A 23,028-nucleotide genomic window follows, 5' to 3' on the forward strand; every position below is an offset into this window, starting at 1 on the left:
CACCGCTCCTTTCTAAGATCAGGCCGCCCGGTCGATCGACCGGCCCTGCCGCGCGAACGTCCGCTGCCACAATTGCGTCGACAGGATGCCGACGAATGCCGTGTTGTCGCGATATCCGGTCACTGGCTGCGCACGGCATTTCGCGTGCAGGCGGGCGACGGAAGTCGGGTTGAAAAGACCGCCCTCGGCGATGCTGCGCTCGCTCAGGCACTCGCGAACGTATTCGTGCTCGCCCGGTCCAGTGAACGACCGGCTTTCGGGCGCCCGGTAGGGCTGCTTGGGGCGCTGGCCGATGGCCGGCGGCAAAAGGCCGGCGGCCGCCTCGCGCAGGATGTGCTTTTCCCTCAGGCCCTTCAGCTTGGTCTCGGGCGGCAGGCGCGCGGCAAGCTCGATCAGCCGGTGGTCGAGGAACGGGAAGCGGCCCTCGACGCCGTGCGCCATCGCCATGCGGTCGCCCTGGCTGGAAAGGATGTAGCCCGGCAGCAGGAAGCGGCTTTCCAGATATTGCGCCTGATGCAGCGGATGCCATGCGGCGAAGGCCGGCGGCAGGCGAGCGGCCATTTCCTCGGCCGCGTCGTAGCCCTTCAGCGCGGATCGCAGATCGTCGGAGAAGAACAGCTTGGCCGCCGCGGTCGTCCTGAAGCGCGGACGGTGCGAATAGAGCGGATCGTCGGGCGCCGTGTCGCCGGCGCCGAAGAAGGCGGCGAGATATTGCGCGGACTGCTTCTTCAGGCCCGGCAGGTAGGGATAGAGTTTGCGGAACAGATGGGCGCGGATGTTCGAGCCCGGCTGGCGGGCGCAGAAGCGGCGCACCCGCGCTTCCTTGAAGATATCGTAGCCGGCGAACACCTCGTCGGCGCCTTCGCCGGTCAGCACCACCTTCAGGCCCGCTTCCCTGACAAGGCCGGACAGGCGGAACAGAGGCGCGGGGGCGGTGCGCAGGATCGGCCGCTCGGCGAAGCGGATCACCTCGGGGAAGTCGCGGGCGATGTCGCCCGGCCCGCAGGCGACGGTGTGGTGCCGAGTGCCGAGGGCGGCGGCCATCTGCGCCTGGAAAGCGCTTTCGTCGTGCTCGGCGCTGTCGAAGGTGACCGAGAACGTGTCGAGTTTCCGCGGCGCCATGCCGGCCGCGAGCGCCGAGACGAGCGAGGAATCGAGGCCGCCGGAGAGATAGGCGCCGACCGGCACGTCGGCGCGCAGGCGCAGCCTGACGGCATCGGCGAGCAGCGCCTTGATCTCAGCGGCAGCTTCCGTCTCGTCCGCGACCGGCGCCGGCGCGTCGCACGGCGGGAAGTCGAGGCTCCAGTAGCGCCTCGCCGCGGTGCGGCCCCGTTCCAGGCTCATGAAACAGCCCGGCTCCAGTTCCTGGATGTCGGCGAAGGCGGTGCGCGGGGCCAGTGGCGCCCATAGAGTGAAGATCTGGTCGAGTGAGATCGGGTCGATCCGGGCGGAAATGCCGGGGACCCGCAGCAGCGCCTTGATTTCGGAAGCGAAATAAAGCGTCCCGCCGCTGCTGGCGTGAAACAGCGGGCGCACGCCCATGCGGTCGCGCGCCAGCATCATGCGTCGGCGCCGCCCGTCCCACAGCGCGAAGGCGAAATCGCCGTTGAGAAGGGAAAGGCAGTCCTCGCCCATTTCGTCGTAGAGATGCAGGATGACCTCGGTGTCGCCCTCCGTGCGGAAGCGGCGGCCTCTTGCGCGCAAATCCTCGCGCAGCTCGGCATAGTTGAAGATCTCGCCGTTGAAAGCGAGCGTCAGGCCACCCGTCTCGTCCGTCATGGGCTGGTGGCCGTCTTCGAGGCCTACGATCGAGAGCCGCGCATGGCCGAGCCCCGCTTCCGGCGAGACGAAAAAGCCGCGCGCGTCAGGGCCGCGATGCGCGATCGCCGCCGTCATGCTTTCAAGCAACGGCTCCGCATCCCGCACTGGGCCGAAATAGCCGACAAATCCGCACATGCAACTCGCCCCGCAGATCCAGCCGAGCATAAGGCGTCGGCTGAAATCTTGCGTTACCGATCTTGCCCGAATGCCGGAATGGTAAATGGTCGGTTGAGCATCAGGCCGTGCCAGGGCCGTCAAGCATCATGGCATCCAGGAGGAGCCGATCCTCGGCTACCGTTGCCGGATTACCGAGCCCGCGTTGGATGCGATCGTCCGCAACGTCGAATGTTCATCAAGGCCGACTGCTGATAATACGCGCGATGCCATCGAGACGGTTTTCCCGAACCCGATCGAGGAAGGAAATCCGCATACAGGATGATGCCATTGATTTTACTTCGACCTGCACGAAAGGAAGATCTTGACGACCTATGGACATTCCTTGCCGTGGCGGCATACGAGCCTGATGCGGCTACCGCGAGGGGCATTCCGGCCGTTGCAATCCATCTTGCCGATTGGAAGCGGGAATGCGATTTCGGCTATATTGCGGAAATGAATGGGCGGCCGGCCGGAGCGGCATGGGCGCGCCAGTTTGCGTTGCACGAAGAGCCAGCCTTCTTTGTCGATGATCGAACTCCTGAGGTATCCATAGGCGTCGGCTTGACCATGCGCGGCAAAGGTATCGGCGAAGCGCTGTTGGGAGAGCTTATTCTTGAAGCCGAACGCCGCGGGGTCGGCCTGTGCCTTAATGTCCGGGATTCGAACCCCGCTATTCGGCTCTATGAGCGCGTCGGCTTTTGGCGCGTACCTGGCACGGAGGTAAAGAACCGCACGGGCGGACTGTCTTTCGGAATGCAATTGCGAAAATCTTGACCAACAGGAAGAAGACCGCCTTGGCAAATAATCGACTATCCCTGAAGCTTCGGCTTGTCCCAGGTCAATATGCCGTGGCTCGCATGCCTCCCGATGCCGCGCTCCCCGGATGGGCCTCCGGGCCGGGTTTGTCAGCCATGATCCGGGCGGATGATGAACTTACGATCGTATGCGATCAGGAGCGCGTTCCAACGGAGGTGGAGGCCGAGCGAGATTGGATATGCTTGCGCACCATCGGGCCGTTCGATTTTCAGACCACTGGAGTTGTGCAGTCGCTGATTTCTCCGCTTTCCAGTCATGGCATCGGGATTTTCGTTCTCTGCACATTCGACGGAGAGCATCTCCTCGTCCCGGCGGCTGAGGGCCGCAGGGCGCGTGACCTGCTCACTGCGGCGGGTCATCGGTTCATTGATTGACGGTTTGCTCGTTGAGTTTATGCGGCGCCGGGGCCGTATCGATGTCGGATGGCGAACCCCGGATTGTCGGTGAGGCACCACAAGGCAAATCCGTGCCGTAGACCATCAAACTTTGCGTGAAGGCGCGTCTTTGAGAGCGGCAATCAGTTTGCCGATGCGCCGTTCCCGAACTTCCGCGCTTTTGGCTTCCTCAATCGTTCTGACGTGCTTTTGCCGAAGCCCGAACGGCAGACGGTCGAAAGACGCCCTGGCTTGCGGACAATCATTGAGCGCGTCCGCGAGGTCGACGGGCTCGGCAACTTCCCGCGGCGCCTCGTCCAGTTCGACATCGATTTCGACGATATCGCCTTCGCTGATCCTGGCGGCGGCGCGATTGGCGGCACTGATCCCTATAAGCCGCTGCCCGCGCATTGCCGCCACCCTGCTGCGCCAGGTGTGCCCATTGATCGTGATCGTCACGGGTGGGCGGCCCGCAGGCCCGAGCGCCTGCATAACGTCGTCAGGCACCTCGACGCCTGTCGCATTGCCGGAAGGAATGACTTGTGCCCGGAATTTCATCTGACAATCACCTGCAACGTTGATCCAACCGTGCCAGTACGGCAGGGCGAGCGCTATAGTGGGTCTCTCGCCCTTCCCGACAGGCGTTCGAAGAGGCCGCGTCTGGTCGAATCGGCAAGCGTCGCAAACAGCATATCAGGGCTTGTGGGCATCAAATTCATAACCCGTTGGTGATTTGTTTATCCAATAACTTTGCGGTTATGGATTTGTCAACCCTGATGCGACGAACCGAGGAATTGCGTGGTGGTCCTATGATTGCGGGCGCAAGCCTGACGACGCCGGCCTTTCGTCATTCATGCAGCGCCTTGCGCGCGCTTACCTCAATTGCCTCGAGGGGCTGCCGATCTTCGGCGGGTTGATAGCTGTCGCCCCCTCGTCGGCACCGTCGCGATGATGCGGCCATGCAGGGAGCCAAGTCGACGTTTGGTGCCCGCAAACCTTTCGGCTTGTGCACGGATTGTTTCCATGTAGAATAGTCCGTGAACGACCTCCAACTACCTCGCCCGCCTTTGTGCGGGCGTTTTCTTGGCCGTTGCAACCATTCGTAGCATTCTTCGGCTGGCCGGAATCTACCTTGCGTGGCATGTCAACCATGCACCTACGCTTCCGGCGAGCGGCGGGCAGGCATCTGGGGCAACGCTGTTCGTTGGGAACGGCGCTCGTTCCCTCTGAAGGCGCTGTAGCGCGCCGGCAACACTCCCTTTTATTGATTGACGACCCAATCAGCCGCACTTGCTATTTCCCTGCGCCGGGAGCACTGCTTTCATGCGCGCCGCGAAAAACGGAATGCGAAGGTCGGCGAGGGTCAGGGGTGGCGCGCCGCCCTTTTTTGCGTCGTGCCCGTCTCCGTATTGTACGCCGTCGTTCGCATGGATGCGGTATAATCGCTCACGCTCAACAAAGTTCGCATATTTGGCTGGCCTTCGTGATCGGCGAGGCGCTAGGGTCTTTGGCGCTGCGATAAGTAAGAACGAAGAGAGGATGGAATGGGAAAAGGAATCGCGATTGTGGTGGTGCTGGCGGTGTTCGTCGCGGCGATAGCTACCTTCGGTTTTGTGCCGGTACTGCTTCCCATCGCGTTCCTCGCTTCTGCGGGGATACTGGCAACGATGCTCGCCGTTGCATCAAGCAGGAATGCTTATTGAGCTGCATGCCTACCACATCTTTTTTGGCACGGCTGGCTTTGTGATGGAATAAAACAAGGTGCTGCGTTGTTATTGTCCGACGGGAGGCTTCCAACGACGGAGACTACCCGATGCGCGGACATATGACAGTTGCGGTCTTATTCTTCATCCTGACGGGAGTTGCTGGCTGCAACACCATGAACGACGGAGCGAAGCAGCCCTCGGTACAAACGACAAACGGCGGGAACGGTGGCATGGGCGGCGCAGGTGGCGGATATTAAGGCTTTATTAGCCTCGGCCTGCCATTGTGATTGTGAATAGGCGCCCGTACCGGAAGCACTTAAGCGATAAAAGCCCGCCCCGGCGAACCGGAGCGGGCGTTTGTTTGGGGAAAGCGCAAAGAACTCGGGACTACGGCGGCACGCGGCCGCCAGCCAGCCGGTTCAGCTTTTGTGAAGCCTATATCTCCGCCGCCTCGATCGCCTCGACCGTTCCTCAATCCTCGGAGCGCCTCGATTCATCGCGATCGCGCTCGTAGTGCCTCTTGAGCGGGAAGGGCGGCAGCCAGGATTCGCGGCGGATGGTCCAGAGCTCGTAGGTCGGCTTGAACTGGTCGATGGCGTCCAGGGAGCCGAGGTTCACTTCCACCTCGTCGCCGCTTCGTCCGAAGACCGGCGAGCCGCAGCGGGGGCAGAAGGACCGGCCGGCATAGCTGCCCGTCTCACCCTCGATCGTCACCGCCTCCTGCGGAAAGATCGCGGATGCGTGGAAAAGCGCGCCGTGATGCTTGCGGCAGTCGAGACAATGGCAGATGCCGACCCGGTAGGGCCGCCCCGTTGCCACGAATCGGACATTGCCGCACAGGCAGCCGCCGGTGAAACGATCCATGTCGAAGCCTCTCGTGAAGTGACCCGTGGTGGCCATGGTTACGACAAGGATGTCGGCCTTGCAATTTTTCGCGGGAAGAAGCGAAGGTTGCTTCCAGGGCGAGGGGCTGCGCGGGTTGGGTTGCATCCGGAAGCTGGCGCGGACAAAAAAGAGCGGGTGCGCTGCGGCACCCGCCCAGTCTGAGGGAAGGCAGGTCTGCTTCGCTGACGGCTCAGCCGATGCGAGGCAGCTTCTCGAACTGATGGTAAGGCGGCGGTGACGAAAGGGTCCATTCCAGCGTCGTCGCCCCTTCGCCCCAGGGATTGGCGAGTGCGATGCGCTTGCGGGCGAAGGCTTCCGCGACCATGACGAAGAACAGCACCAGTCCGGCGGCGGAAATGTAGGAGCCGATCGAGGAGATGAAGTTCCAGCCGGCAAAGGCGTCAGGATAGTCGGCGTAGCGGCGCGGCATGCCGGCCAGGCCGAGGAAATGCTGCGGGAAGAACACCAGGTTGACGCCGATGAAGGTGATCCAGAAATGCAGCCTGCCCAGCGTTTCGTTGTACATGTAGCCGGTCATCTTCGGGAACCAGTAGTAGAAGCCGGCGAAGATGGCGAAGGCGGCGCCCAGCGACAGTACGTAATGGAAGTGGGCGACGACATAATAGGTGTCCTGCATCGAGCGGTCGAGGCCGGGGTTGGCGAGCTGCACGCCGGTGACGCCGCCGATGGTGAACAGCAGCACGAAGCCGACCGCCCACAGCATCGGCGTCTTGAAGGTGATGGAGCCGCCCCACATGGTGGCGATCCAGGAAAACACCTTAACGCCGGTCGGCACCGCGATCACCATCGAGGCGAAGGCGAAGTAGCGCTGGGTGTCGACCGAAAGGCCGACGGTGAACATGTGGTGCGCCCACACGACGAAGCCGATAACGCAGATCGCCACCATGGCGTAGGCCATGCCGAGATAGCCGAAGATCGGCTTCTTGGAGAAGGTCGAGATGACGTGGCTGACGATGCCGAAGCCCGGCAGGATCATGATGTAGACCTCGGGGTGGCCGAAGAACCAGAACAGGTGCTGGTAGAGCACCGGGTCGCCGCCGAACTCGGGCGTGAAGAAGGACGTGCCGAAGTTGCGGTCGGTCAACAGCATGGTGATGGCGCCGGCAAGCACCGGCAGCGAGAACAGAAGCATGAAGGCGGTGACCAGCAGCGCCCAGGCGAACAGCGGCATCTTGTGGATGGTCATGCCCGGCGCGCGCATGTTCAGGATGGTGGTGATGAAGTTGATGGCGCCGAGGATGGAGGAGGCGCCCGACAGGTGGATCGACAGGATGACGAGGTCCACGGCCGGTCCGGGCTGGCCCGTCGTCGAATAGGGCGGATAGAGCGTCCAGCCGCCGCTGTGGCCCAAGCTGCCGGCCGCGCCCGGCACGAAGAGAGACGTCAGGAACAGGATGAAGGCGGCCACCAGCAGCCAGAACGAGATGTTGTTCATGCGCGGGAAGGCCATGTCCGGCGCGCCGATCATGATCGGCACGAACCAGTTGCCGAAGCCGCCGATCAGGGCCGGCATCAGCACGAAGAAGATCATCACCAGGCCGTGCGCGCTGACCACGACGTTGTAGGACGAAGGATCCATGAATATTTGCAGGCCGGGTTCCTGAAGCTCGGCCCTGAGCGCCACCGACAGGCCGGTGCCCAGGATGCCCGCCATCATCGAAAAGATCAGGTAGAGCGTGCCGATGTCCTTGTGGTTGGTCGAATAGAACCAGCGCGCGAAGAAGGACGGCTTGTGGTCGTGATGGCTGTCGTGGGTGGCGGTTGCGTCGGGCATCGTGGCACCTGTCCTTTGTCTGGCAGGTCGCGGTTCGATGTTGGCGGCGGTGAGGTCGTCAGGCGGAACCGGCCTGCTTTTTTGTTTTCAGTCCGTCAAGACGACGTCCATGGGTATGTCGTGCGGTTGCGGGTGGATGGTCGCGATCTCGGCCTCGCGGTAGCCGACGCCGATGACGACCGGCTTGCGCGGCATGGTGGCCAGCGTGCGGTCGAAGAAGCCGCCGCCATAGCCGAGGCGGTAATGGGCGATGTCGAAGCCGACGACGGGGGCGATGACGATGTCGGGCCGGACGGCTGGGCCACGCGCCGGCGACAGGATGTTGGCGGCGCCGTGCTCGAGCGGGTCGCCCGGCGACCAGATGCGGTATTCCAGCGGCCATCCCTTCTGGATGACGACGGGCAGGGCGATGCGGCCGCCGCGCTCGATGACCCTGATCGTCCAGTCGCGCAGGTCCGGTTCGCCGCGAAACGGCCAGTAGGCGCCGACGATACGGCCGCTGAAGCGGCTGATCGTCAGGTCGAGCAGGCTGGCGATGCGCTGCGCCCTGCGTCTGCGTTCCTCGACATCGAGGGCAAGGCGCTGTGCCAGCAGCCTTCGCCGCTCGCCGTTGCGCCAGCGCGAGACGTCCGCCCAGCGCTCCGGCGGTTCGGCCACGGATGCGGAACCGGCATCGTGGACCGGAACCGGGGCGGCGATCGTCTCGCTGCCTCCGCCCGATAGCCGGCCTTGTTGAGACATGCCCGTTTCTCGTTCCTTCACACGCTTTTTCACGGACGACCGTGCAGCCGCTCAAAACGGAAGGCAAACGGAATTAAATGCTGTATGACTGCAAAATTGTTGCATTGAAAAGAGGCGCTTCATGGATGTCGAGCGAGCCCGGACGTTCCTGGAGATCATCCATTCCGGCAGCTTCCTGAACGCCGCCGAGCGGCTGCATGTGACGCAGACGACGGTGAGCGCCCGCATCCGCACGCTCGAGGACGAGCTGGGACGAAAGCTGTTCGTGCGCAACCGCAACGGCGCGCAACTGACGGCGGCCGGGCGCGAGTTCCAGCCCTATGCGCAATCCATGGTCCAGCTCTGGGAGCGGGCCAGGCACCAGCTCGCCATTCCGGCCGGCCGATCCAGCATCGTGGCGCTGGGCGGCGAGCTCAGCCTGTGGAACCCGCTGCTGCTCGACTGGCTGGTGTGGATGCGCAAGGCCTTGCCGCATGTCGCGATCCAGGCGCAGGTCGGCGTGCCCGACCAGCTTCTGGAACAGTTGCGCACCGGCATCCTCGATATCGCCGTGCTCTACGCGCCGAAGCTCTTGCCGGGCTTCACCGTCAAGCTGCTTCAGGAGGAGCAGCTCGTGCTGGTCAGGAGTACCGCCAGGCCGATCGACGACGAGGAGGCCTATGTCCAGGTCGACTGGGGGCCGCAATTCGCCGCGCGGCACGAGGAGGGCGTGCGCGGCTTCGGCGAGCCCGGCCTGATGGTGGGGCTCGGGCCGCTGGGGCTGAACTACATCCTGCGCGCCGGCGGCATGGGCTATTTCCGCAAGGGCATGGCCGCCCCCCACATCGCCGCCGGCGAACTCGAACTGGTCGAAGGCGCGCCCGACTTCACCTATCCGGTCTACGCCGTCTATGCCGAAACGGCGCAGGAGCGGGAGGATATCAGGGAGTCGCTGCGGGGGCTGGCGGAGGTGATGACGTAGCGGGCTGAATGGCCGCGACCGTTGATGGCGCCGCACTTCGTTGCCCTGCCGGAAGGGATTGGCCACGGCTAACACGGCTGTCCTAATTAGCGACGTTCGGCGAGAGCTTTCTTTTCTTCGTTTGTGGCTGAGCCATCGCGCAGTTCGCCCCCCTCTCCGTCTCGGCTTCGCCGAGCCACCCCTCCCCCCGTTCCGGGTGGAGAGGATAGGCCGGCCGCAAGGCTTGGCACCCATCCTCTCCCCTCACGAAGTGGGGGAGAGGTGGCTCGGCGAAGCCGAGACGGAGAGGGGGGCTTTGCGTCATTCGTGATCACCCCGCCGTTGGTGGGAAGGGGTATCTGTCTGAGGATGAGGGGTGGTGCCGTCAGCCGAAATCAGGCCGTCCATGTCAGCCGCCGTCGCCGGAACCACCTTCACGCGCGGCGAGCAGGGTCGAGATCACCAGTTCCCGTCCGACGCGGCTGATGCCGATGCCGGCGGGGCGGCTGGCTACGAGACCCAGCGCCAGCAGCCGTTCGGCGGTGGCGGCGTCTAGACCCTGATAGGGGCCGCGGTTGAGACGCTTCAGGGCGGTCTGCTCGTCGGCCGAAAGGTCGCTCCAGCGGATGGCGGCGGCCGGCGCGACCGGTGCCTGCGCGCTGCCTTCGGCGCTGTCGCCGTCGGTCGCTCTGCCGGTTCCCGATTTGCGTCTCACCATGGCTGTTCCGTTTCGCTTGCGCTTGAGGGGTTACGCCTTCTTTTTTCGCCGGGCGAGCGCGAGAGCGACCGAAATGGGCCAATTTCGCCGCGAAACCGGGCTGTGCACGAAATTTTTTTATCGCAACATTCCTGTTGCCTGTCTTTTTGCTGAAAGAACAAAGCCGTCGCCGTTTCGCGGGTCCTTGGAATGATCGTCTAGGATCGGCTTTCCAGCAATTTTATTGCATCTATCTAGCAATATCATTCATTTGTCAGCATCCCTTCGCACGCGGCAAACGTGCCTTGTCAACATCCCGAAAAGGCCGTTTTCCGCACTTCGGGACAGGCATTACGCAGCTTGCAAACGAGACGTTGGAAGTCGTCGCCATGACAGCTTTGGAGTTTCCGGGACCGGGACTGAATGTCGATCAGTGGAACCAGATCGGCGCGCTTGCCACCTCGCTCAGGCCCGGTCAGGCGCTGTGGCTGAGCGGCTACTTCGCCGGCCTCGATCATGCCGCGCGCGGTTTCGGCGCTGAGGCCCCCGCACTCCTTCAGGACGGCGGCGTCAGGGCGGTTGCCGCGCCCGCTGCGGTTGCCACGCGCACGCTGACCATCCTCTACGGCTCCGAGACGGGCAACAGCGCCGCGTTGGCGAAGGCACTCGCCACTGCTGCCCGCGCCAAGGGCATCGAGCCGACCGTCGCCGACATGGCCTACTACAAGCCGCGCCGGCTGAAGGAGGAGCAGGACCTGCTGATCCTCGCCTCGACTCATGGCGAGGGCGAGCCGCCGCGCTCGGCCGCCGGCTTCTTCGAGTTCGTCGAGGGCCGCAAGGCGCCGCGGCTGGAGGGCGTGCGCTACTCCGTGCTGGCGCTGGGCGATTCCACCTACGAATTCTTCTGCGGTGCCGGCAAGCGGCTGGACGAGCGGCTGGCCGAGCTTGGCGCAACCCGCATCCGCGAGCGCGTCGATTGCGACGTCGATTATGACGAGCCTTCGGCCGGCTGGATCGCCGCCGTCGCGGACGATCTTGCGCCCGCAAAGGCGAGCGCCGTGCACGCCACTGTCGCCGCCCTGCAATCTTCGACCGCCGCCGTTTCCGCTTTCGACAAGCGCAATCCATTCACCGCGACGGTGACGGAGAACCTTCTGCTCACCGGCCGCGGTTCGAGCAAGGAAACGCGCCACGTCGAACTGTCGATCGAGGGTTCGGGCCTGACCTTCGAGCCGGGCGACGCGCTGGGCATCGTGCCGCGCAACGATCCCGCACTGGTAGAATCCCTGCTCGGCGCGCTCGGCCTCGACGCGGCGGCCACCGTCGCGGTCAAGGATCGTTCGCTGTCGCTCGGCGAGGCGCTGGGCGGCACGTTCGAGATCACCGCCGCCACGCCGCGCTTCCTCGACCAGTGGGCCGAACTCTCCGGTGCCGGCGAGCTCCAGGCGCTGCGCGGCGAGGGCGCCGCCGAGGCGCGCCGGGCCTTCCTCGAAGGCAATCACGTCATCGACATCGTCAAGCGCTTCCCGGTGCCGGGCGTCGACGCGGCAAGCTTCACCGCCGGCCTGCGACCGCTGCAGCCGCGCCTCTATTCCATCGCCTCCAGCCAGGGTCTCGCGCCGGACGAAGTGCACCTGACGGTCAGCACCGTGCGCTATGACTTGAACGGCATGGCGCGCAACGGCGTCGCCTCCGGCCATCTCGCCGACCGTTGCGACCTCGACGTCGAGCTGCCGGTCTATGTGCAGGCCAATCCGCATTTCCGCCTGCCGGGCGACGACGTGCCGATCATCATGATCGGCGCCGGCACCGGCGTCGCGCCCTACCGCGCCTTCCTGCAGGAGCGCGAGGCGAGGGGTGCTGCCGGCAAATCCTGGCTGTTCTTCGGCGAGCGCAATTTCGACAGCGATTTCCTCTACCAGACCGAATGGCAAGGCTTCCTCAAGGACGAGGTGCTGTCGCGCATGAACGTCGCCTTCTCGCGCGACGGTGCCGAAAAGGTCTACGTCCAGCATCGCATCGCCGCCGAGGCGCGCGAGGTTTATTCCTGGCTCGAGGACGGCGCGCACATCTATGTCTGCGGCGACGGCGCCAAGCTGGCGCCGGACGTGCAGAAGGCGCTGGTTGCCGTCGTGCAGGAGCAGGGCGGTAAGAGCCAGGAGGCGGCGGCCGACTATGTTGCCGCCTTGCAAGCCTCCCACCGCTACCAGATCGACGTTTATTGAGACAAAGCCCGTGACCACGATTGAAGTCGACCGCAGCCGCGACATCTCGCAGCCGCTGGAGAAGCTCAGCCCCGACGAGACGATGAAGGCCAACAGTGACCAGCTGCGCGGCACCATCGCCGCCGGGCTGGAGGTCGAGCTGACGGCGGCCGTGCCGGGCGACGACATCAAGCTGATGAAGTTCCACGGCGTCTACCAGCAGGACGACCGCGACATTCGCGACGAGCGCCGCCGCCAGAAGCTGGAGCCGGCCTATCGCTTCATGGCGCGCGTGCGCCTGCCGGGCGGCGTGTTGTCGTCCAGCCAGTGGCTGAAGCTCGACGCGCTCGGCCGGGCCTATGCCAACAATACGCTGCGACTCACCACCCGGCAGACCTTCCAGTTCCACTACGTGCACAAGAAGAACCTGCGTGCTCTCATGCAGGGCCTGCACGATGTGCTGCTCGACACCAAGGCGGCCTGCGGCGACGACGCGCGCGGCGTCATGGCCTCGATCAACCCGCAGCTGTCGGCCCTGCACGCCGAGGTCTACGCGCTGGCCAAGGCGGCAAGCGACCACGCCATCCCCAAGACCGGCGCCTATCGCGAGATCTGGTACGGCGAGGAGCGCGCGGCATCGACCGGCGAGCCGGAGGAGCCGCTCTACGGCAAGACCTACATGCCGCGAAAATTCAAGATCGGCTTCGTCATCCCGCCGATCAACGACATCGACGTCTATGCGCAGGATCTCGGCTTCATCGCCGTCACCGAAGGCAAGGAACTGAAAGGCTTCAACGTCGCCATCGGCGGCGGCATGGGTCGCACGGACAACGCGCCGAAGACCTACCCCAGGCTCGCCAGCGTCATCGGCTACATCGCGAAGGACAAGGTCATCGAGACCTGCGACGCCGTCATGACCGTCCAGCGCGACTATGGCGACCGGGTCGAGCGCAGCCGCGCCCGCTTCAAATACACGGTGGACGACAAGGGCCTCGATTTCATCAAGAGCGAGATCGAATCCCGGCTCGGCTTCGCGCTGGAGCCGGCGAAACCCTACAATTTCACCTCCAACGGCGATCCGATCGGCTGGCAGCGCGGCGAGGACGGGCGCGAGCACTATACGCTGTTCATCCAGAACGGCCGCGTCAGCAATTTTCCTGATCTCGCGCTGTTCGACGGGCTGCGGGCGATTGCGCAAGTGCACAAGGGCATGTTCCGCGTCACGCCGAACCAGAACCTCATCATCGCCGATATCGAGCCGGGCGACCGGCCGGCGATCGAAGTGCTGCTGAGACAATACAGGCTCGACACGCTGAACAATGCCAGCGGGTTGCGTCTCAATTCCATGGCCTGCGTGGCGTTTCCGACCTGTGGGCTGGCCATGGCCGAGAGCGAACGCTACCTGCCCTCGCTGGTCACCAAGATCGACACGATCCTGGCCGAGCACGGGCTTGCCGAAGAGCCGATCACCATCCGCATGACCGGCTGCCCGAACGGCTGCGCGCGGCCCTACATCGCCGAGATCGCGCTGACGGGGCGGGCGCCGGGCAAGTACAACCTCTATCTCGGCGGCGGCTTCCACGGCCAGCGGCTCAACAAGATGGTGCTGGAGAACGTCGCCGAGCCGGCGATCCTCGATCACCTGGGCAAGGTGATCGGCGATTTCGCGCACAACCGGAAGCCGGGCGAACGCTTCGGCGACTTCGCCATCCGCGCCGGGCATGTGGCGGAGGTCAAGGAAGGCCGCTTTTTCAACGATTGAGGGCAACGGTAGCACCGCTGGTCACGCGTCAGGGGTGACAATTCTGGTATCCGCACTCGATACCCCCACCCCTAACCCCTCCCCGCACGGGGGAGGGGGATTCTTGCGGCAGCGCCACAGTTCGTCGTCAATGATGATCTGGAGGAGACGGCGGCGTCTGCATCCTCCCCCTTGCGGGGAGGGGACAGGGTACGCACCCTCTGCGGATGGAAGCCGGCGTCGGCTTTTCTCTTTACTTTTGTTCCTTTTTTGTTCTAAGTTCATTACCGGGACAGGGTCGGTTTTCGCAAGGAAGCACGACGATGCCCGAGTTTATCCAGCCCGCATTCGATTTTATCGAACCGCTCGATCCACGGCGCCCGAAGTACCCGGAGCGCGTCTTCACCTGCATTGGCGCCGGCACGGCCGCAGCGGACGTCGCCCGCTGCCGGGAAGGGATCAAGCGCGACAATGCGATCTTGGCGAAGGGGATTCCGCCTGAACGGTTCCATATCTCGCTGTGCGGCATCGGCGACTATGTCCGCATTCCGAGCCGAGTTCCTTTCGCTGCCATGCGCGCGGGAGAACGCATCATGCTGTCACCGTTCGAGGTCGTGCTTTACCGTGCGGTGACCTTTCCCGGTTTCCGGGACGATCGCCCGACTGTGCTGCTTGCCGAAAGCAGGGAGCTTCGGGAACTTGGCGACCTGCTTTTCGGGCACCTACGCCGTGAAGGGCTGAGGGCGGGTGAATTGAGAGAACCACACATGACCTTGTTCTACAGCGCTCGCTCCATCCGCCCGGTGGATATCGATCCGATCCGCTTCCGCGTCGACCGTTTCTACCTGATCCATAGCGAGCGGGGCCTGACGCGCTACAACGTGCTCGGCTGCTGGCTGCTTAACGGCTCGGGTGTCGCAACTCCCGGACCACTAGCCTTTGGTTCCATGGCTGCATAAAGTCCGCTGCGCTAAAAGGTTGCCGGTGTCGCTGGGAGGACAATGCCATGGATTTTTCGTCGGTCGACCGGAGCTATGCCGATGCGCGCCGGACCTTTCATCCCGTCGTTCCGGAAGGGTTCAATTTCGCCTTCGACGTCATCGACGACTGGGCCGCGCGCGACGACCGCACGGCGATCATCGCCGTGTCGCGCGACGGCGAGACGGTGCGGCACCTGCCGTTCTCGTGGTTTGCCGAGCAGTCGAACCGCTTCGCCAACGCCTTGCGGTCGCTGGGCGCCAGGCCGGGCGACTTCGCCGTGGTCATCGCCGGCCGCGTGCCCGAATGGTACACGGTGCTGTTCGGCTGCATGAAGGCGGGCGTGGTGTCGATGCCCGGCACCAACCTGTTGACCGCGCACGACATCGAATACCGGGCCAACCACTCCAGGGCGACGTTGGCGATCGTTGCACCCGAGCATTGCGAGAAGGTCGACGCCATTCGCGCCGCCTGTCCGACGCTGAAGCATTTCATCGTCGTCGGCGGCGAGCGCGACGGCTGGCTGTCGCTGGAGGCGTTGCTGGCGGACGCCTCGCCCGTCCTCGACCGCGCGGCGCTTCCCACAACGCATGCCAGCGACATGATGATGGCCTATTTCACTTCCGGCACCACCTCGATGCCGAAGATGGTGCCGCGCGACCACGGCTATGCGCTGGCGCATGCGGCGACGGGCCTGTTCTGGCAGGACCTGCGGCCCTCCGACGTGCACTGGTCGCTCACCGATACCGGCTGGGCCAAGGCCGCCTGGGGCATATTGTTCCCGCAGATGGTGCTCGGCACGCCCTGCGTGCTCTATGACGGCCCGACGGCCTTCAACGCCGAAATGCACCTCAACCTTATTGGTAAGCTGAAGGTTACGACTTTCTGCGCGCCGCCGACGGTCTACCGCCTGTTCGCGCAGCAGGATCTTTCGCAATATGATCTTTCCTCGCTGCGGCGCTCGCTCGGCGCCGGCGAGCCGCTCAACCCGGAAGTCATGCGCATCTGGAAGAAGGCGACCGGCACGGTGATCGCCGACGGCTACGGCCAGACCGAGACGATCAACATCGTCGCCAATTTTCCCGGCGAGGAGGTGCGCCCCGGCTCGATGGGCAAGCCGGTTCCGGGCTTCGACGTCGACGTGGTCGACGACGACGGCAAGCGGATGCCCGACGAGGAGGTCGGCCATATCGGCGTCAGGGTCACCGATCCGTGGCCGCCCGGCCTGTTCCACGGCTATTACGAGGCCGGCGGCAGGCTCGACACGAAACCCTTCCGCAACGGCTGGTACTATACCGGCGACACGGCGCGGCGCGACAAGGACGGCTATCTGTGGTTCGTCGGCCGCTCGGACGACCTGATTTCCTCGGCCGGCTACCGCATCAGCCCGTTCGAGGTGGAAAGCGCGCTGCTGGTGCACGATGCGGTGGCCGAAAGCGCGGTGATCGGCAAGCCGGACGCCACGCGCGGCGAGATCGTCAAGGCCTATGTCGTGCTCGCCAAGGGCTTCACGCCGTCCGACGAACTGGTGAAGGACATCCAGGATTTTTGCCGGAAGGAAACCGCGCCCTACAAATATCCGCGCGAGATCGAGTTCGTCGAGGCGCTGCCGAAGACAATTTCGGGAAAGATCCGACGCGTCGAACTGCGCGCGGCGTCGAAAGACGGGTAGTCAACAGTCCGAACTTCGACTGTCTAGTGCCAGCCCCCTCTCCGTCGCGCTACGCGCGCCACCTCTCCCCCACGTCGTGAGGGAGAGGATGGGAGCCAAGAATTGCGGCCGGCCTATCCTCTCCACCCGGAACGGGGGGGAGAGGTGGCGCGCGAAGCGCGACGGAGAGGGGGTAGCGCCATACGCAATGGCACTGCCTTCTGCGGTGGAAGCGCAAATTACTGGCAGGCCGATGACGGGCAACGCCTATAGTAAGTTTAATCTTACGTTTTAGTCGCCGCTCCCGTATCGCGGTCGGTCAACGCGATGTGGCAGCAGCCGGAGCCGTGGCCGGGCACCCAGGTGACGTTGTCGAACCTCACGCCGGTCGCCTCGAACAGGCCGCGGTCGAAGGCGCCGGCGATGCGGCACAGCGTGGCGAGTTTTTCTTCGCCGACGCCGGCGTCCGTCCACGCGTCTTTCAACGGACAGCGTTTGACTTTGAAGGCGATGCGGTGGTCGCCGCGCTCGACATCGGTCGGGTACATGCGCCCGCCGTCCGGGCTGACGGCAAGAAAGGCTTCGCCGATGGCGCGCGCGTCGTTCGGTCCGAATTTGGCGAAGGCAGCGGCCGCGACCTCCCGACCGCGCTTTTCGATGATGCGGACCATCAGGGCTTCGGCCCGCCCGGCACCGAGATCGGCGGTCAGTTCGTCCAGCATCAGCCGGTAGAGGTCGGCGCGGTTGCGGAAGGCGGCTTCCAGTTCGGCGGCGAGCGTTTCGGCCGGAGCGTGGGCGTTTTTCTCGGTCATGACGCGTCCTGTCCTGTCAATCGATGCAGTCTCGGCGTCGCCGCCACCAGCGCCTTGCCGACCGCCGAGCGCGGCGCGTCGATGACGGCGCGGGCATCGCCTTCTTCGGTCAGCCGGCCGCCGTCGAGGATGGCGACGCGATGGGCGAAGGCGCGCACCAGTCCGAGATCGTGCGAAATGAACAGGTAGGCGATGCCGTCGGTGCGTTGCAGATCGGCGAGCAGTTCGAGGATCTTGCCGCGCACCGACACATCGAGCGCCGAGACGGCCTCGTCCAGCACGATCAGCGACGGTTTTGTCGCGATGGCGCGGGCAATCGCCACGCGCTGGCGCTGGCCGCCGGAGACTTCATGGACGGTGCGGCCGGCAAGATTAGGGGAAAGGCCGACGCGCTCCAGCAGTTCGGCGATGCGGGCGGGCCGCTCGGAGCGCGGGGCGATGCGGCGGATGCGCAAGGGATCGTCCAGCACGCGCGCCACGGTGGCGCGCGGGTTGAAGGCGGCGAGCGGGTCCTGGAACACCATCTGCATGCGGGCGCGGCGGGCGCGAAGGGCGTTGCCTTGCAGCGCCAGCCAGTCGTCACCCTCGAAGGCGATGCTGCCGGCGTCCGGCTCGATTAGTCGCAGCAGAAGACGCGCAACGGTGGACTTGCCCGAGCCCGACGGGCCGGCCAGTGCCAGCGTTTCGGCGGCATCGATATGGAAGGACAGGGCGTCGGCTGCGGCTACAGCCCTGCCGCCGCTATGGAATCGCTTGGAAAGGCTCTCAACCGTCAGCAGATGCTTACCCATTGGCGGGGGCACTCATGTTGGCAGCCGCGAAGAGGGGCGGGCTGTCGAGGCCGATATGAGCGGCGATCAGGCTGCGCGTGTAGGAATTTTGCGGGCGGCCGATCACCTGCCGGGTCGGCCCGAGTTCCATCAGTCTGCCGCCGCGCAGTACGGCGATACGATCGGCGAGTTCGGCGGCGAGCGCGATGTCGTGGCTGACGAACAGCAGCGTCATCCCGTCCTCGGCGGCCAGCCGGCGGATCAGGGCCACGATCTCGGCCTGGACGATCGTGTCGAGCGCGCTGGTCGCCTCGTCGGCGATCAAAAGTTTCGGCCGCGCGGCAATGGCTGCCGCGAGCGCCACGCGCTGCTTCTGGCCGCCGGAAAGCTGGTGCGGAAAGGCGTGCACGAGCGTATCGGGGTCGGGCAGGCCGACGCGGCCGAACAGGTCGCACGCGCGGGCCAGTGCATCCGGCCACGACAGGCCGAGATGCGTGCGTGCCACCTCCGCCACCTGCCGGCCAACCGCCATCACAGGGTCGAGGCTGCCGGCGGGGTTCTGGAAGACGAAACCGATATCGCGCCCGCCGAGCGGCGAAGTGCCTTCCCATTCGATGGTGCCGGCGGTTTTCGCCGAGGCCGGCAGCAGGTCGGCGAAGGCGAGCGCCAGCGTCGATTTTCCCGAGCCGCTTTCGCCGATCAGCGCCAGCCGTTCACCGGCGCGGATATCGAGGTCGATGGCGCTGAGCGCCGGGGCATCATCGCCATAGGCGACGGTCAGGCCGCGCAGGGCGACCAGCGGGGCCTGCTGCGCAGCGCTCACGACAGGCCCTTCCTGACGGCGGCGCCCTCGACCGCGCCTTCGCCGGCGAGATAGACGCCGAGCACCGTCACCACCAGCGCGATGCCAGGAACGATAGAGAGGAAAGGTGCAGTGCGCAGCACCGTGCGGCCCTCCGCCACCATGCCGCCCCAGGTCACTCGATTGGGGTCGCCGAGGCCGAGGAAGGAAAGGGCGGCCTCGATCAGGATCGCCTGGGCGACGATGATGGAGGACAGCGCCAGCACCGGCGGCAGCGCGTTGGGCAGCACCTCGCGAAAGGCGATTTCCAGTGGGTGCATGCCGACGACGCGCGCGCCGGCGACGAAATCGCGCTCGCGGATCGACAGCACTTCGGCGCGGGCGATACGCGCCGGGCCGGTCCAGGCCGACAGCGCGATCGCCGCCACCACGACGGACAGCGAGGGGCCGACGATGCTGACGAAGGCCAGCGCCAGAAGGAAGCCGGGCACGGTCTGGAAGGCGTCGGTCAACCGCATCAGCGCCTCGTCCGCCAGTCCGCCGGCGAAGCCGGCCAGGGTGCCGATAACGGCGCCGACGGCGAGCGAAGCGGCGGCTGCCGCCAGCCCGACGACGAGCGAGGTGCGGGCGCCGTGGAACAGTTCGGCCAGTACGTCGCGGCCGAGCCGGTCGGTGCCGAGCGGTAGCGCCCAATCCTGGAACGGCGGCGTCAGTGCCGGGCCGGCGATGCGCAGCGGATCGCCGGGGAAGAGCAAGGGTGCGGCCAGCGCCATGGCGGCCAGCAGGACGAGGATGGCTGTGCCGGCCACCGCCTCGGGCGTTTGCAGGAAACGTCTTCTCATGCGACCTCGCCGGCGCCGACGCGCGGATCGAGCAGTGCGTAGGCGATATCGACCGCGAGGTTGATGAGGACGACGGTGACGGCGCTGACGAGGATGATGCCGAGCAGCAGCGGCGTGTCGCGCCCGGCCACCGCCTCCTGTGCCAACCGGCCGAGCCCCGGCACGGAAAACACGCTTTCGATGACGACCGAGCCGCCCAGCATCTGCGCCGACTGCAGGCCGAGCATGGTGACGAGTGGCAAAAGCGCGTTGCGCGCCACGTGGGCGAGCACGATGCGGCGGCGCGGCAGGCCGCGCGCGCGGGCGGCGAGGACGAAATCCTGCCGCCAGACCTCGGCCATGCCGGCGCGCATCATGCGCAAATAGAGCGCCAGATAGATGAAGCCGAGCGCGGAAATGGGCAGCACCAGATGCCAGGCGATGTCGGTGACGCGGGCAAGGCCGGTCTTGCTGGACGCGATCGTCTCGATGCCGGCGATCGGCAGCCAGCGCAGGTCAACGGCAAAGACGATGACCAGCACCAGCGCCAGCCAGAAACTCGGCACCGCGTAGAGCGCCAGCGAGCCGGTGGAGAGCAGCCGGTCGCGCAGCGAGCCGGGCCGCGCGCCGGCGACGATGCCGAGGGCGGAGCCGAGGAAGAAGGAGAGCGCGGTGGCGCTACCCATCAAAAGCAGCGTGTTGGGCAGGCGCTCCAGCACGACGTCGCGGATCGGGCGCGAGAAGGTCACCGACCAGCCGAGGTCGAGGTGGAGAAGCGCCCACAGGTAGTTGGCCAGCCGCGTCCAGGCCGACTGGTCGAGGCCCCAGGCATGGCGCAGCGATTCGACCAGACCGGCATCGCCGCCCATGGAGACGACATAGGCGTCCACCGCGTCGCCGGGGGCGGCCTGCAGCATCAGGAAGGAGCCGACGACGACGATCAGCAGCACGAAGACGGAGCCGACCAGCCGGCGGCGGACGAGGCGAAGGGTGCGGGTCATGGGTGAGCGCCGGTCGTGCGGGCGGGGTTATTGCGTATGGACGGCATTTCGATTTCGGGCGTCGTGCATCCCCGTCCCTGCGCTTTCTCCTTTGAGGGTGAGGAAATCGCATAGGGCGCAACACCCCCTCTCCGTCTCGGGCTACGCCCGAGCCACCTCTCCCCCACTCCGTGAGGGGAGAGGATGGGAGCCAAGCCTTGCGGCCGGCCTATCCTCTCCACCCGGAACGGGGGGAGAGGTGGCTCGGCAAAGCCGAGACGGAGAGGGGGCACTGCGCCATAGGCAATTGTTCCGCCCCCGAAAAAGGGCAGACATGCGCCGGCGGGCCGCCGGAGAATAGCGTGCACGAAATCCATGGCCGGACCTTACCGGCAAGCCGGCGTTCGGCTCAATCCCGCTCGCCTATTCCGCCAGCCACGTATCGGCCCAGTTGGACACCGCCCAGCGCGGATTGTCGGCGACGTTTCTCAGCTTGTCGCTGGCGACCGACGTGAAACTCCACTCGGCGACGTTGATCAGCGGCAGGTCGGCGGTGACCTTCTTCTGGAATTCGCGGTAGAGTTCGGTACGCTTTTCCGCGTCCAGTTCCTCGGAAGCCTTCTCGATGATGGCGTCGATCTCGGCGTTCTTGTAGCCGCCCTGGTTGGAGAAGGGCACGCCGTCGGGAATGCCGCTCTGCACAAGGATGGTGGTGGAGATGGCCGGGTCGCCGCGGAACACCGGCGGGCCGACGGCGAGGTCGAAGGCGTGGTCGGTGTAGACGGCCTTGATGTGGGCGGCCGAGTCGTTGTTGACGAGCTGGGCGTCGATGCCGACGGCGGCGAGCGCCTGGCGCAGATAGTCGCCGAACTGCTTGGTCTCGTTGAAGTAGGGCGCCGGCAACAGCTTCAGCGCAAAGCGCGTGCCGCTGTCGGCGCGCTTGTAGCCGGCCTCGTCCAGCAGCGCATTGGCCTTGGCGACGTCGAACGGGTAGGTCTCCACGTCCGGCGTGTAGAATTGCGGATCGTTGGCCGGCACAGGGCCGGTGGCGGCGTGAGCGTAGCCGAGGAAAACCGTCTTGACGACGAAGTTCTTGTCGATGGCATGCGCGATCGCCTGCCGCACCTTCAGGTCCGCCAGCTCCTTGCGGCGGTGGTTGATCTCGACGACGAGCTGGTAGGTCAGCCCCTCGTAGCCCTTGGTGACGACGGTGAGGCCCGACACCTTGGAGATGCGCTCGAGGTCGGCTAGCGGCACGGCCGAGAAGGCGGCGAGCTGGATCTCGCCGGCCTCCAGCGCGTTCGCCGCCGAGGTGCGGTCGGGCAGCACCTGGTAGATGATCTCGTCGAGATAGGGCTGGCCCTTTTCCCAATAGGCGGGGTTCTTCTCCAGTCGGTAATACTGGCCGGCCTTGTATTCGGCGAATTTGAACGGGCCGGTGCCGACCGGGGCGTTGTTGGCCGGGTTCTCCTCGATCTTGGTGCCTTCGTAGAGATGCTTCGGCACGACGCTGGAAAGCGCCGGCAAAGCGTTGCGGATGAGCTGGAAGGGCGTCGGCTTGGCGAACTTGAAGACGGCGGTATGGTCGTCAGGCGTCTCGACGGCCTCGAGGTCCTTGAAGACGGTGCGGCCGAGGTTCTGCAACGGCTTCCACACTTCGAGCGCCGAAAACGCCACGTCGTCGGCGGTGAAGGGTTTGCCGTCGTGCCAGGTCACGCCCTCGCGCAGCTTGAAGGTGACGGAAAGGCCGTCGGCGGCGCCTTCCCAACTCGTTGCCAGCCGTGGCGAAAGCTGGTCCTTGGCGGTGTAGTCGGCCTCGGCCAGAGTCTCCACCACCTTGCTGGAGACGAAGAAAACGCCGTTGGAGGCGACGATGGCCGGGTTGAGGTTGCGCGGCTCGGAATCGGAGGCCACCACCAGCCGACCGCCCGTCTTCGGCGTCTCGGCCATCGCGATGCGGGGCAGGGCGGTCGAGGCGAGGAGCGCCGCCGAGCTTGCGAGAAGGCTGCGTCTGGAAAGGGAAAAATCGAGCATCGGGAGCACTCCGTCCTTCGCCGCTTGCCGGCCATATGGCGCGCGGCATCCTGTCTGGCTTCGGCCGCGATTATGGCCCTCGCGAAGGCTTGCGCCAGAGAAGGAATTGGCGCGGCGGGGCTTGGCTTTGAAAATTTCATCCGCTGGCCCAGTACCGTCCGCAACGGCTTTTTCCTCTATCTGGTATGACCAGATAGAGGCTTCTTACCGAAAAAGAGGCGGCCGTCCGGGTGGATTTTCAATCCCGCTTGTTTTCTGGCTGGACCAGTGACGGCAAAATGGTGCAGATTTGCCCGACAAAAGG

The 23,028-nt window shown here is 65.2% G+C and carries 20 protein-coding genes; 8 read left to right on the plus strand and 12 right to left on the minus strand.

Annotation, left to right across the window (positions count from 1 at the left end):
- Positions 1-18 precede the first annotated feature (18 nt).
- A complete protein-coding gene (gene asnB / locus E6C48_RS19585) occupies positions 19-1,956 on the minus strand; it encodes an asparagine synthase (glutamine-hydrolyzing) (protein ID WP_136359865.1) in 1,938 nt (645 codons plus the stop codon).
- 300 nt (positions 1,957-2,256) lie between these two features.
- Here asnB and E6C48_RS19590 point away from each other — a divergent pair, with 300 nt between their 5' ends.
- Together E6C48_RS19590 and E6C48_RS19595 are read left to right on the plus strand one after the other, a co-directional pair.
- Positions 2,257-2,751, plus strand: coding sequence for a GNAT family N-acetyltransferase (locus E6C48_RS19590; protein WP_136359866.1), 495 nt, complete (start codon positions 2,257-2,259; stop codon positions 2,749-2,751).
- 83 nt (positions 2,752-2,834) lie between these two features.
- Entirely contained in the window at positions 2,835-3,167 is a 333-nt protein-coding gene (locus E6C48_RS19595) for an ACT domain-containing protein (protein WP_136359901.1), read from the plus strand.
- A gap of 105 nt (positions 3,168-3,272) precedes the next feature.
- Here the strand turns inward: E6C48_RS19595 and E6C48_RS19600 are convergent, their stop codons facing one another.
- Positions 3,273-3,725, minus strand: a complete 453-nt coding sequence (locus tag E6C48_RS19600) for a YdeI/OmpD-associated family protein (protein WP_136359867.1) — start codon at positions 3,723-3,725, stop codon at positions 3,273-3,275.
- A 986-nt stretch (positions 3,726-4,711) separates the two neighbouring features.
- On the opposite strand from E6C48_RS19600, the gene E6C48_RS22635 reads away from it, so the two are divergent.
- The gene (locus E6C48_RS22635) at positions 4,712-4,870 is read left to right on the plus strand and encodes a hypothetical protein (protein WP_168734590.1); all 159 of its coding nucleotides are present in this window, start codon (positions 4,712-4,714) and stop codon (positions 4,868-4,870) included.
- A 474-nt stretch (positions 4,871-5,344) separates the two neighbouring features.
- Here the strand turns inward: E6C48_RS22635 and E6C48_RS19615 are convergent, their stop codons facing one another.
- The 3 genes from E6C48_RS19615 to E6C48_RS19625 all read right to left on the minus strand — a co-directional run bounded on the left by E6C48_RS19615 (position 5,345) and on the right by E6C48_RS19625 (position 8,294).
- Positions 5,345-5,737, minus strand: a complete 393-nt coding sequence (locus tag E6C48_RS19615) for a GFA family protein (protein WP_136359868.1) — start codon at positions 5,735-5,737, stop codon at positions 5,345-5,347.
- Between the two features lie 211 nt (positions 5,738-5,948).
- Positions 5,949-7,553, minus strand: a complete 1,605-nt coding sequence (ctaD, locus tag E6C48_RS19620) for a cytochrome c oxidase subunit I (RefSeq protein ID WP_136359869.1) — start codon at positions 7,551-7,553, stop codon at positions 5,949-5,951.
- A gap of 87 nt (positions 7,554-7,640) precedes the next feature.
- Positions 7,641-8,294 carry a 5-formyltetrahydrofolate cyclo-ligase gene (locus E6C48_RS19625; protein WP_136359870.1) on the minus strand — a complete coding sequence of 218 codons (654 nt, stop codon included), beginning with the start codon at positions 8,292-8,294 and terminating at the stop codon, positions 7,641-7,643.
- 121 nt (positions 8,295-8,415) lie between these two features.
- On the opposite strand from E6C48_RS19625, the gene E6C48_RS19630 reads away from it, so the two are divergent.
- Positions 8,416-9,255, plus strand: a complete 840-nt coding sequence (locus E6C48_RS19630) for a LysR family transcriptional regulator (RefSeq protein WP_136359871.1) — start codon at positions 8,416-8,418, stop codon at positions 9,253-9,255.
- 388 nt (positions 9,256-9,643) lie between these two features.
- Here the strand turns inward: E6C48_RS19630 and E6C48_RS19635 are convergent, their stop codons facing one another.
- Complete coding sequence (locus E6C48_RS19635; protein ID WP_136359872.1) at positions 9,644-9,952, minus strand: hypothetical protein; 309 nt, start codon at positions 9,950-9,952, stop codon at positions 9,644-9,646.
- A 368-nt stretch (positions 9,953-10,320) separates the two neighbouring features.
- On the opposite strand from E6C48_RS19635, the gene E6C48_RS19640 reads away from it, so the two are divergent.
- The 4 genes from E6C48_RS19640 to E6C48_RS19655 all read left to right on the plus strand — a co-directional run bounded on the left by E6C48_RS19640 (position 10,321) and on the right by E6C48_RS19655 (position 16,526).
- A complete protein-coding gene (locus E6C48_RS19640; RefSeq protein ID WP_136359873.1) occupies positions 10,321-12,156 on the plus strand; it encodes an assimilatory sulfite reductase (NADPH) flavoprotein subunit in 1,836 nt (611 codons plus the stop codon).
- Positions 12,107-13,897, plus strand: a complete 1,791-nt coding sequence (locus E6C48_RS19645) for an NADPH-dependent assimilatory sulfite reductase hemoprotein subunit (RefSeq protein ID WP_136359874.1) — start codon at positions 12,107-12,109, stop codon at positions 13,895-13,897. Before E6C48_RS19640 ends, E6C48_RS19645 begins: the two co-directional genes overlap by 50 nt.
- A gap of 302 nt (positions 13,898-14,199) precedes the next feature.
- Positions 14,200-14,835, plus strand: a complete 636-nt coding sequence (locus tag E6C48_RS19650; protein ID WP_136359875.1) for a 2'-5' RNA ligase family protein — start codon at positions 14,200-14,202, stop codon at positions 14,833-14,835.
- A 47-nt stretch (positions 14,836-14,882) separates the two neighbouring features.
- On the plus strand, positions 14,883-16,526 hold the full coding sequence (locus E6C48_RS19655; RefSeq protein WP_136359876.1) for an acyl-CoA synthetase: 1,644 nt from the start codon (positions 14,883-14,885) through the stop codon (positions 16,524-16,526).
- A gap of 263 nt (positions 16,527-16,789) precedes the next feature.
- On the opposite strand, the gene E6C48_RS19660 is transcribed toward E6C48_RS19655, so the two are convergent.
- The 6 genes from E6C48_RS19660 to E6C48_RS19685 form a co-directional block, all read right to left on the minus strand.
- Complete coding sequence (locus E6C48_RS19660; protein ID WP_136359877.1) at positions 16,790-17,317, minus strand: L-2-amino-thiazoline-4-carboxylic acid hydrolase; 528 nt, start codon at positions 17,315-17,317, stop codon at positions 16,790-16,792.
- Positions 17,314-18,108, minus strand: coding sequence for an ATP-binding cassette domain-containing protein (locus E6C48_RS19665; protein ID WP_136359878.1), 795 nt, complete (start codon positions 18,106-18,108; stop codon positions 17,314-17,316). The genes E6C48_RS19660 and E6C48_RS19665 overlap by 4 nt, the downstream gene beginning before the upstream one ends.
- Entirely contained in the window at positions 18,101-18,910 is an 810-nt protein-coding gene (locus tag E6C48_RS19670; RefSeq protein ID WP_230978873.1) for an ABC transporter ATP-binding protein, read from the minus strand. Before E6C48_RS19670 ends, E6C48_RS19665 begins: the two co-directional genes overlap by 8 nt.
- Positions 18,907-19,731 carry an ABC transporter permease gene (locus tag E6C48_RS22900; RefSeq protein WP_136359879.1) on the minus strand — a complete coding sequence of 275 codons (825 nt, stop codon included), beginning with the start codon at positions 19,729-19,731 and terminating at the stop codon, positions 18,907-18,909. The genes E6C48_RS19670 and E6C48_RS22900 overlap by 4 nt, the downstream gene beginning before the upstream one ends.
- Positions 19,728-20,711, minus strand: a complete 984-nt coding sequence (locus tag E6C48_RS19680; protein ID WP_136359880.1) for an ABC transporter permease — start codon at positions 20,709-20,711, stop codon at positions 19,728-19,730. The genes E6C48_RS22900 and E6C48_RS19680 overlap by 4 nt, the downstream gene beginning before the upstream one ends.
- Before the next feature lie 402 nt (positions 20,712-21,113).
- Positions 21,114-22,724, minus strand: coding sequence for an ABC transporter substrate-binding protein (locus tag E6C48_RS19685; RefSeq protein ID WP_136359881.1), 1,611 nt, complete (start codon positions 22,722-22,724; stop codon positions 21,114-21,116).
- Positions 22,725-23,028: the final 304 nt, after the last annotated feature.

Source organism: Ollibium composti (genome assembly GCF_004801285.1).
GTDB lineage: Bacteria > Pseudomonadota > Alphaproteobacteria > Rhizobiales > Rhizobiaceae > Mesorhizobium > Mesorhizobium composti.

Coding starts and splice junctions, on each gene's coding strand:
- asnB (WP_136359865.1), bottom strand. CDS start 1,956: ATGTGCGGATTTGTCGGCTATTTCGGCCCAGTGCGGGATGCGGAGCCG.
- E6C48_RS19590 (WP_136359866.1), top strand. CDS start 2,257: ATGATGCCATTGATTTTACTTCGACCTGCACGAAAGGAAGATCTTGAC.
- E6C48_RS19595 (WP_136359901.1), top strand. CDS start 2,835: ATGCCTCCCGATGCCGCGCTCCCCGGATGGGCCTCCGGGCCGGGTTTG.
- E6C48_RS19600 (WP_136359867.1), bottom strand. CDS start 3,725: ATGAAATTCCGGGCACAAGTCATTCCTTCCGGCAATGCGACAGGCGTC.
- E6C48_RS22635 (WP_168734590.1), top strand. CDS start 4,712: ATGGGAAAAGGAATCGCGATTGTGGTGGTGCTGGCGGTGTTCGTCGCG.
- E6C48_RS19615 (WP_136359868.1), bottom strand. CDS start 5,737: ATGGATCGTTTCACCGGCGGCTGCCTGTGCGGCAATGTCCGATTCGTG.
- ctaD (WP_136359869.1), bottom strand. CDS start 7,553: ATGCCCGACGCAACCGCCACCCACGACAGCCATCACGACCACAAGCCG.
- E6C48_RS19625 (WP_136359870.1), bottom strand. CDS start 8,294: ATGTCTCAACAAGGCCGGCTATCGGGCGGAGGCAGCGAGACGATCGCC.
- E6C48_RS19630 (WP_136359871.1), top strand. CDS start 8,416: ATGGATGTCGAGCGAGCCCGGACGTTCCTGGAGATCATCCATTCCGGC.
- E6C48_RS19635 (WP_136359872.1), bottom strand. CDS start 9,952: ATGGTGAGACGCAAATCGGGAACCGGCAGAGCGACCGACGGCGACAGC.
- E6C48_RS19640 (WP_136359873.1), top strand. CDS start 10,321: ATGACAGCTTTGGAGTTTCCGGGACCGGGACTGAATGTCGATCAGTGG.
- E6C48_RS19645 (WP_136359874.1), top strand. CDS start 12,107: ATGTTGCCGCCTTGCAAGCCTCCCACCGCTACCAGATCGACGTTTATT.
- E6C48_RS19650 (WP_136359875.1), top strand. CDS start 14,200: ATGCCCGAGTTTATCCAGCCCGCATTCGATTTTATCGAACCGCTCGAT.
- E6C48_RS19655 (WP_136359876.1), top strand. CDS start 14,883: ATGGATTTTTCGTCGGTCGACCGGAGCTATGCCGATGCGCGCCGGACC.
- E6C48_RS19660 (WP_136359877.1), bottom strand. CDS start 17,317: ATGACCGAGAAAAACGCCCACGCTCCGGCCGAAACGCTCGCCGCCGAA.
- E6C48_RS19665 (WP_136359878.1), bottom strand. CDS start 18,108: ATGGGTAAGCATCTGCTGACGGTTGAGAGCCTTTCCAAGCGATTCCAT.
- E6C48_RS22900 (WP_136359879.1), bottom strand. CDS start 19,731: ATGAGAAGACGTTTCCTGCAAACGCCCGAGGCGGTGGCCGGCACAGCC.
- E6C48_RS19680 (WP_136359880.1), bottom strand. CDS start 20,711: ATGACCCGCACCCTTCGCCTCGTCCGCCGCCGGCTGGTCGGCTCCGTC.
- E6C48_RS19685 (WP_136359881.1), bottom strand. CDS start 22,724: ATGCTCGATTTTTCCCTTTCCAGACGCAGCCTTCTCGCAAGCTCGGCG.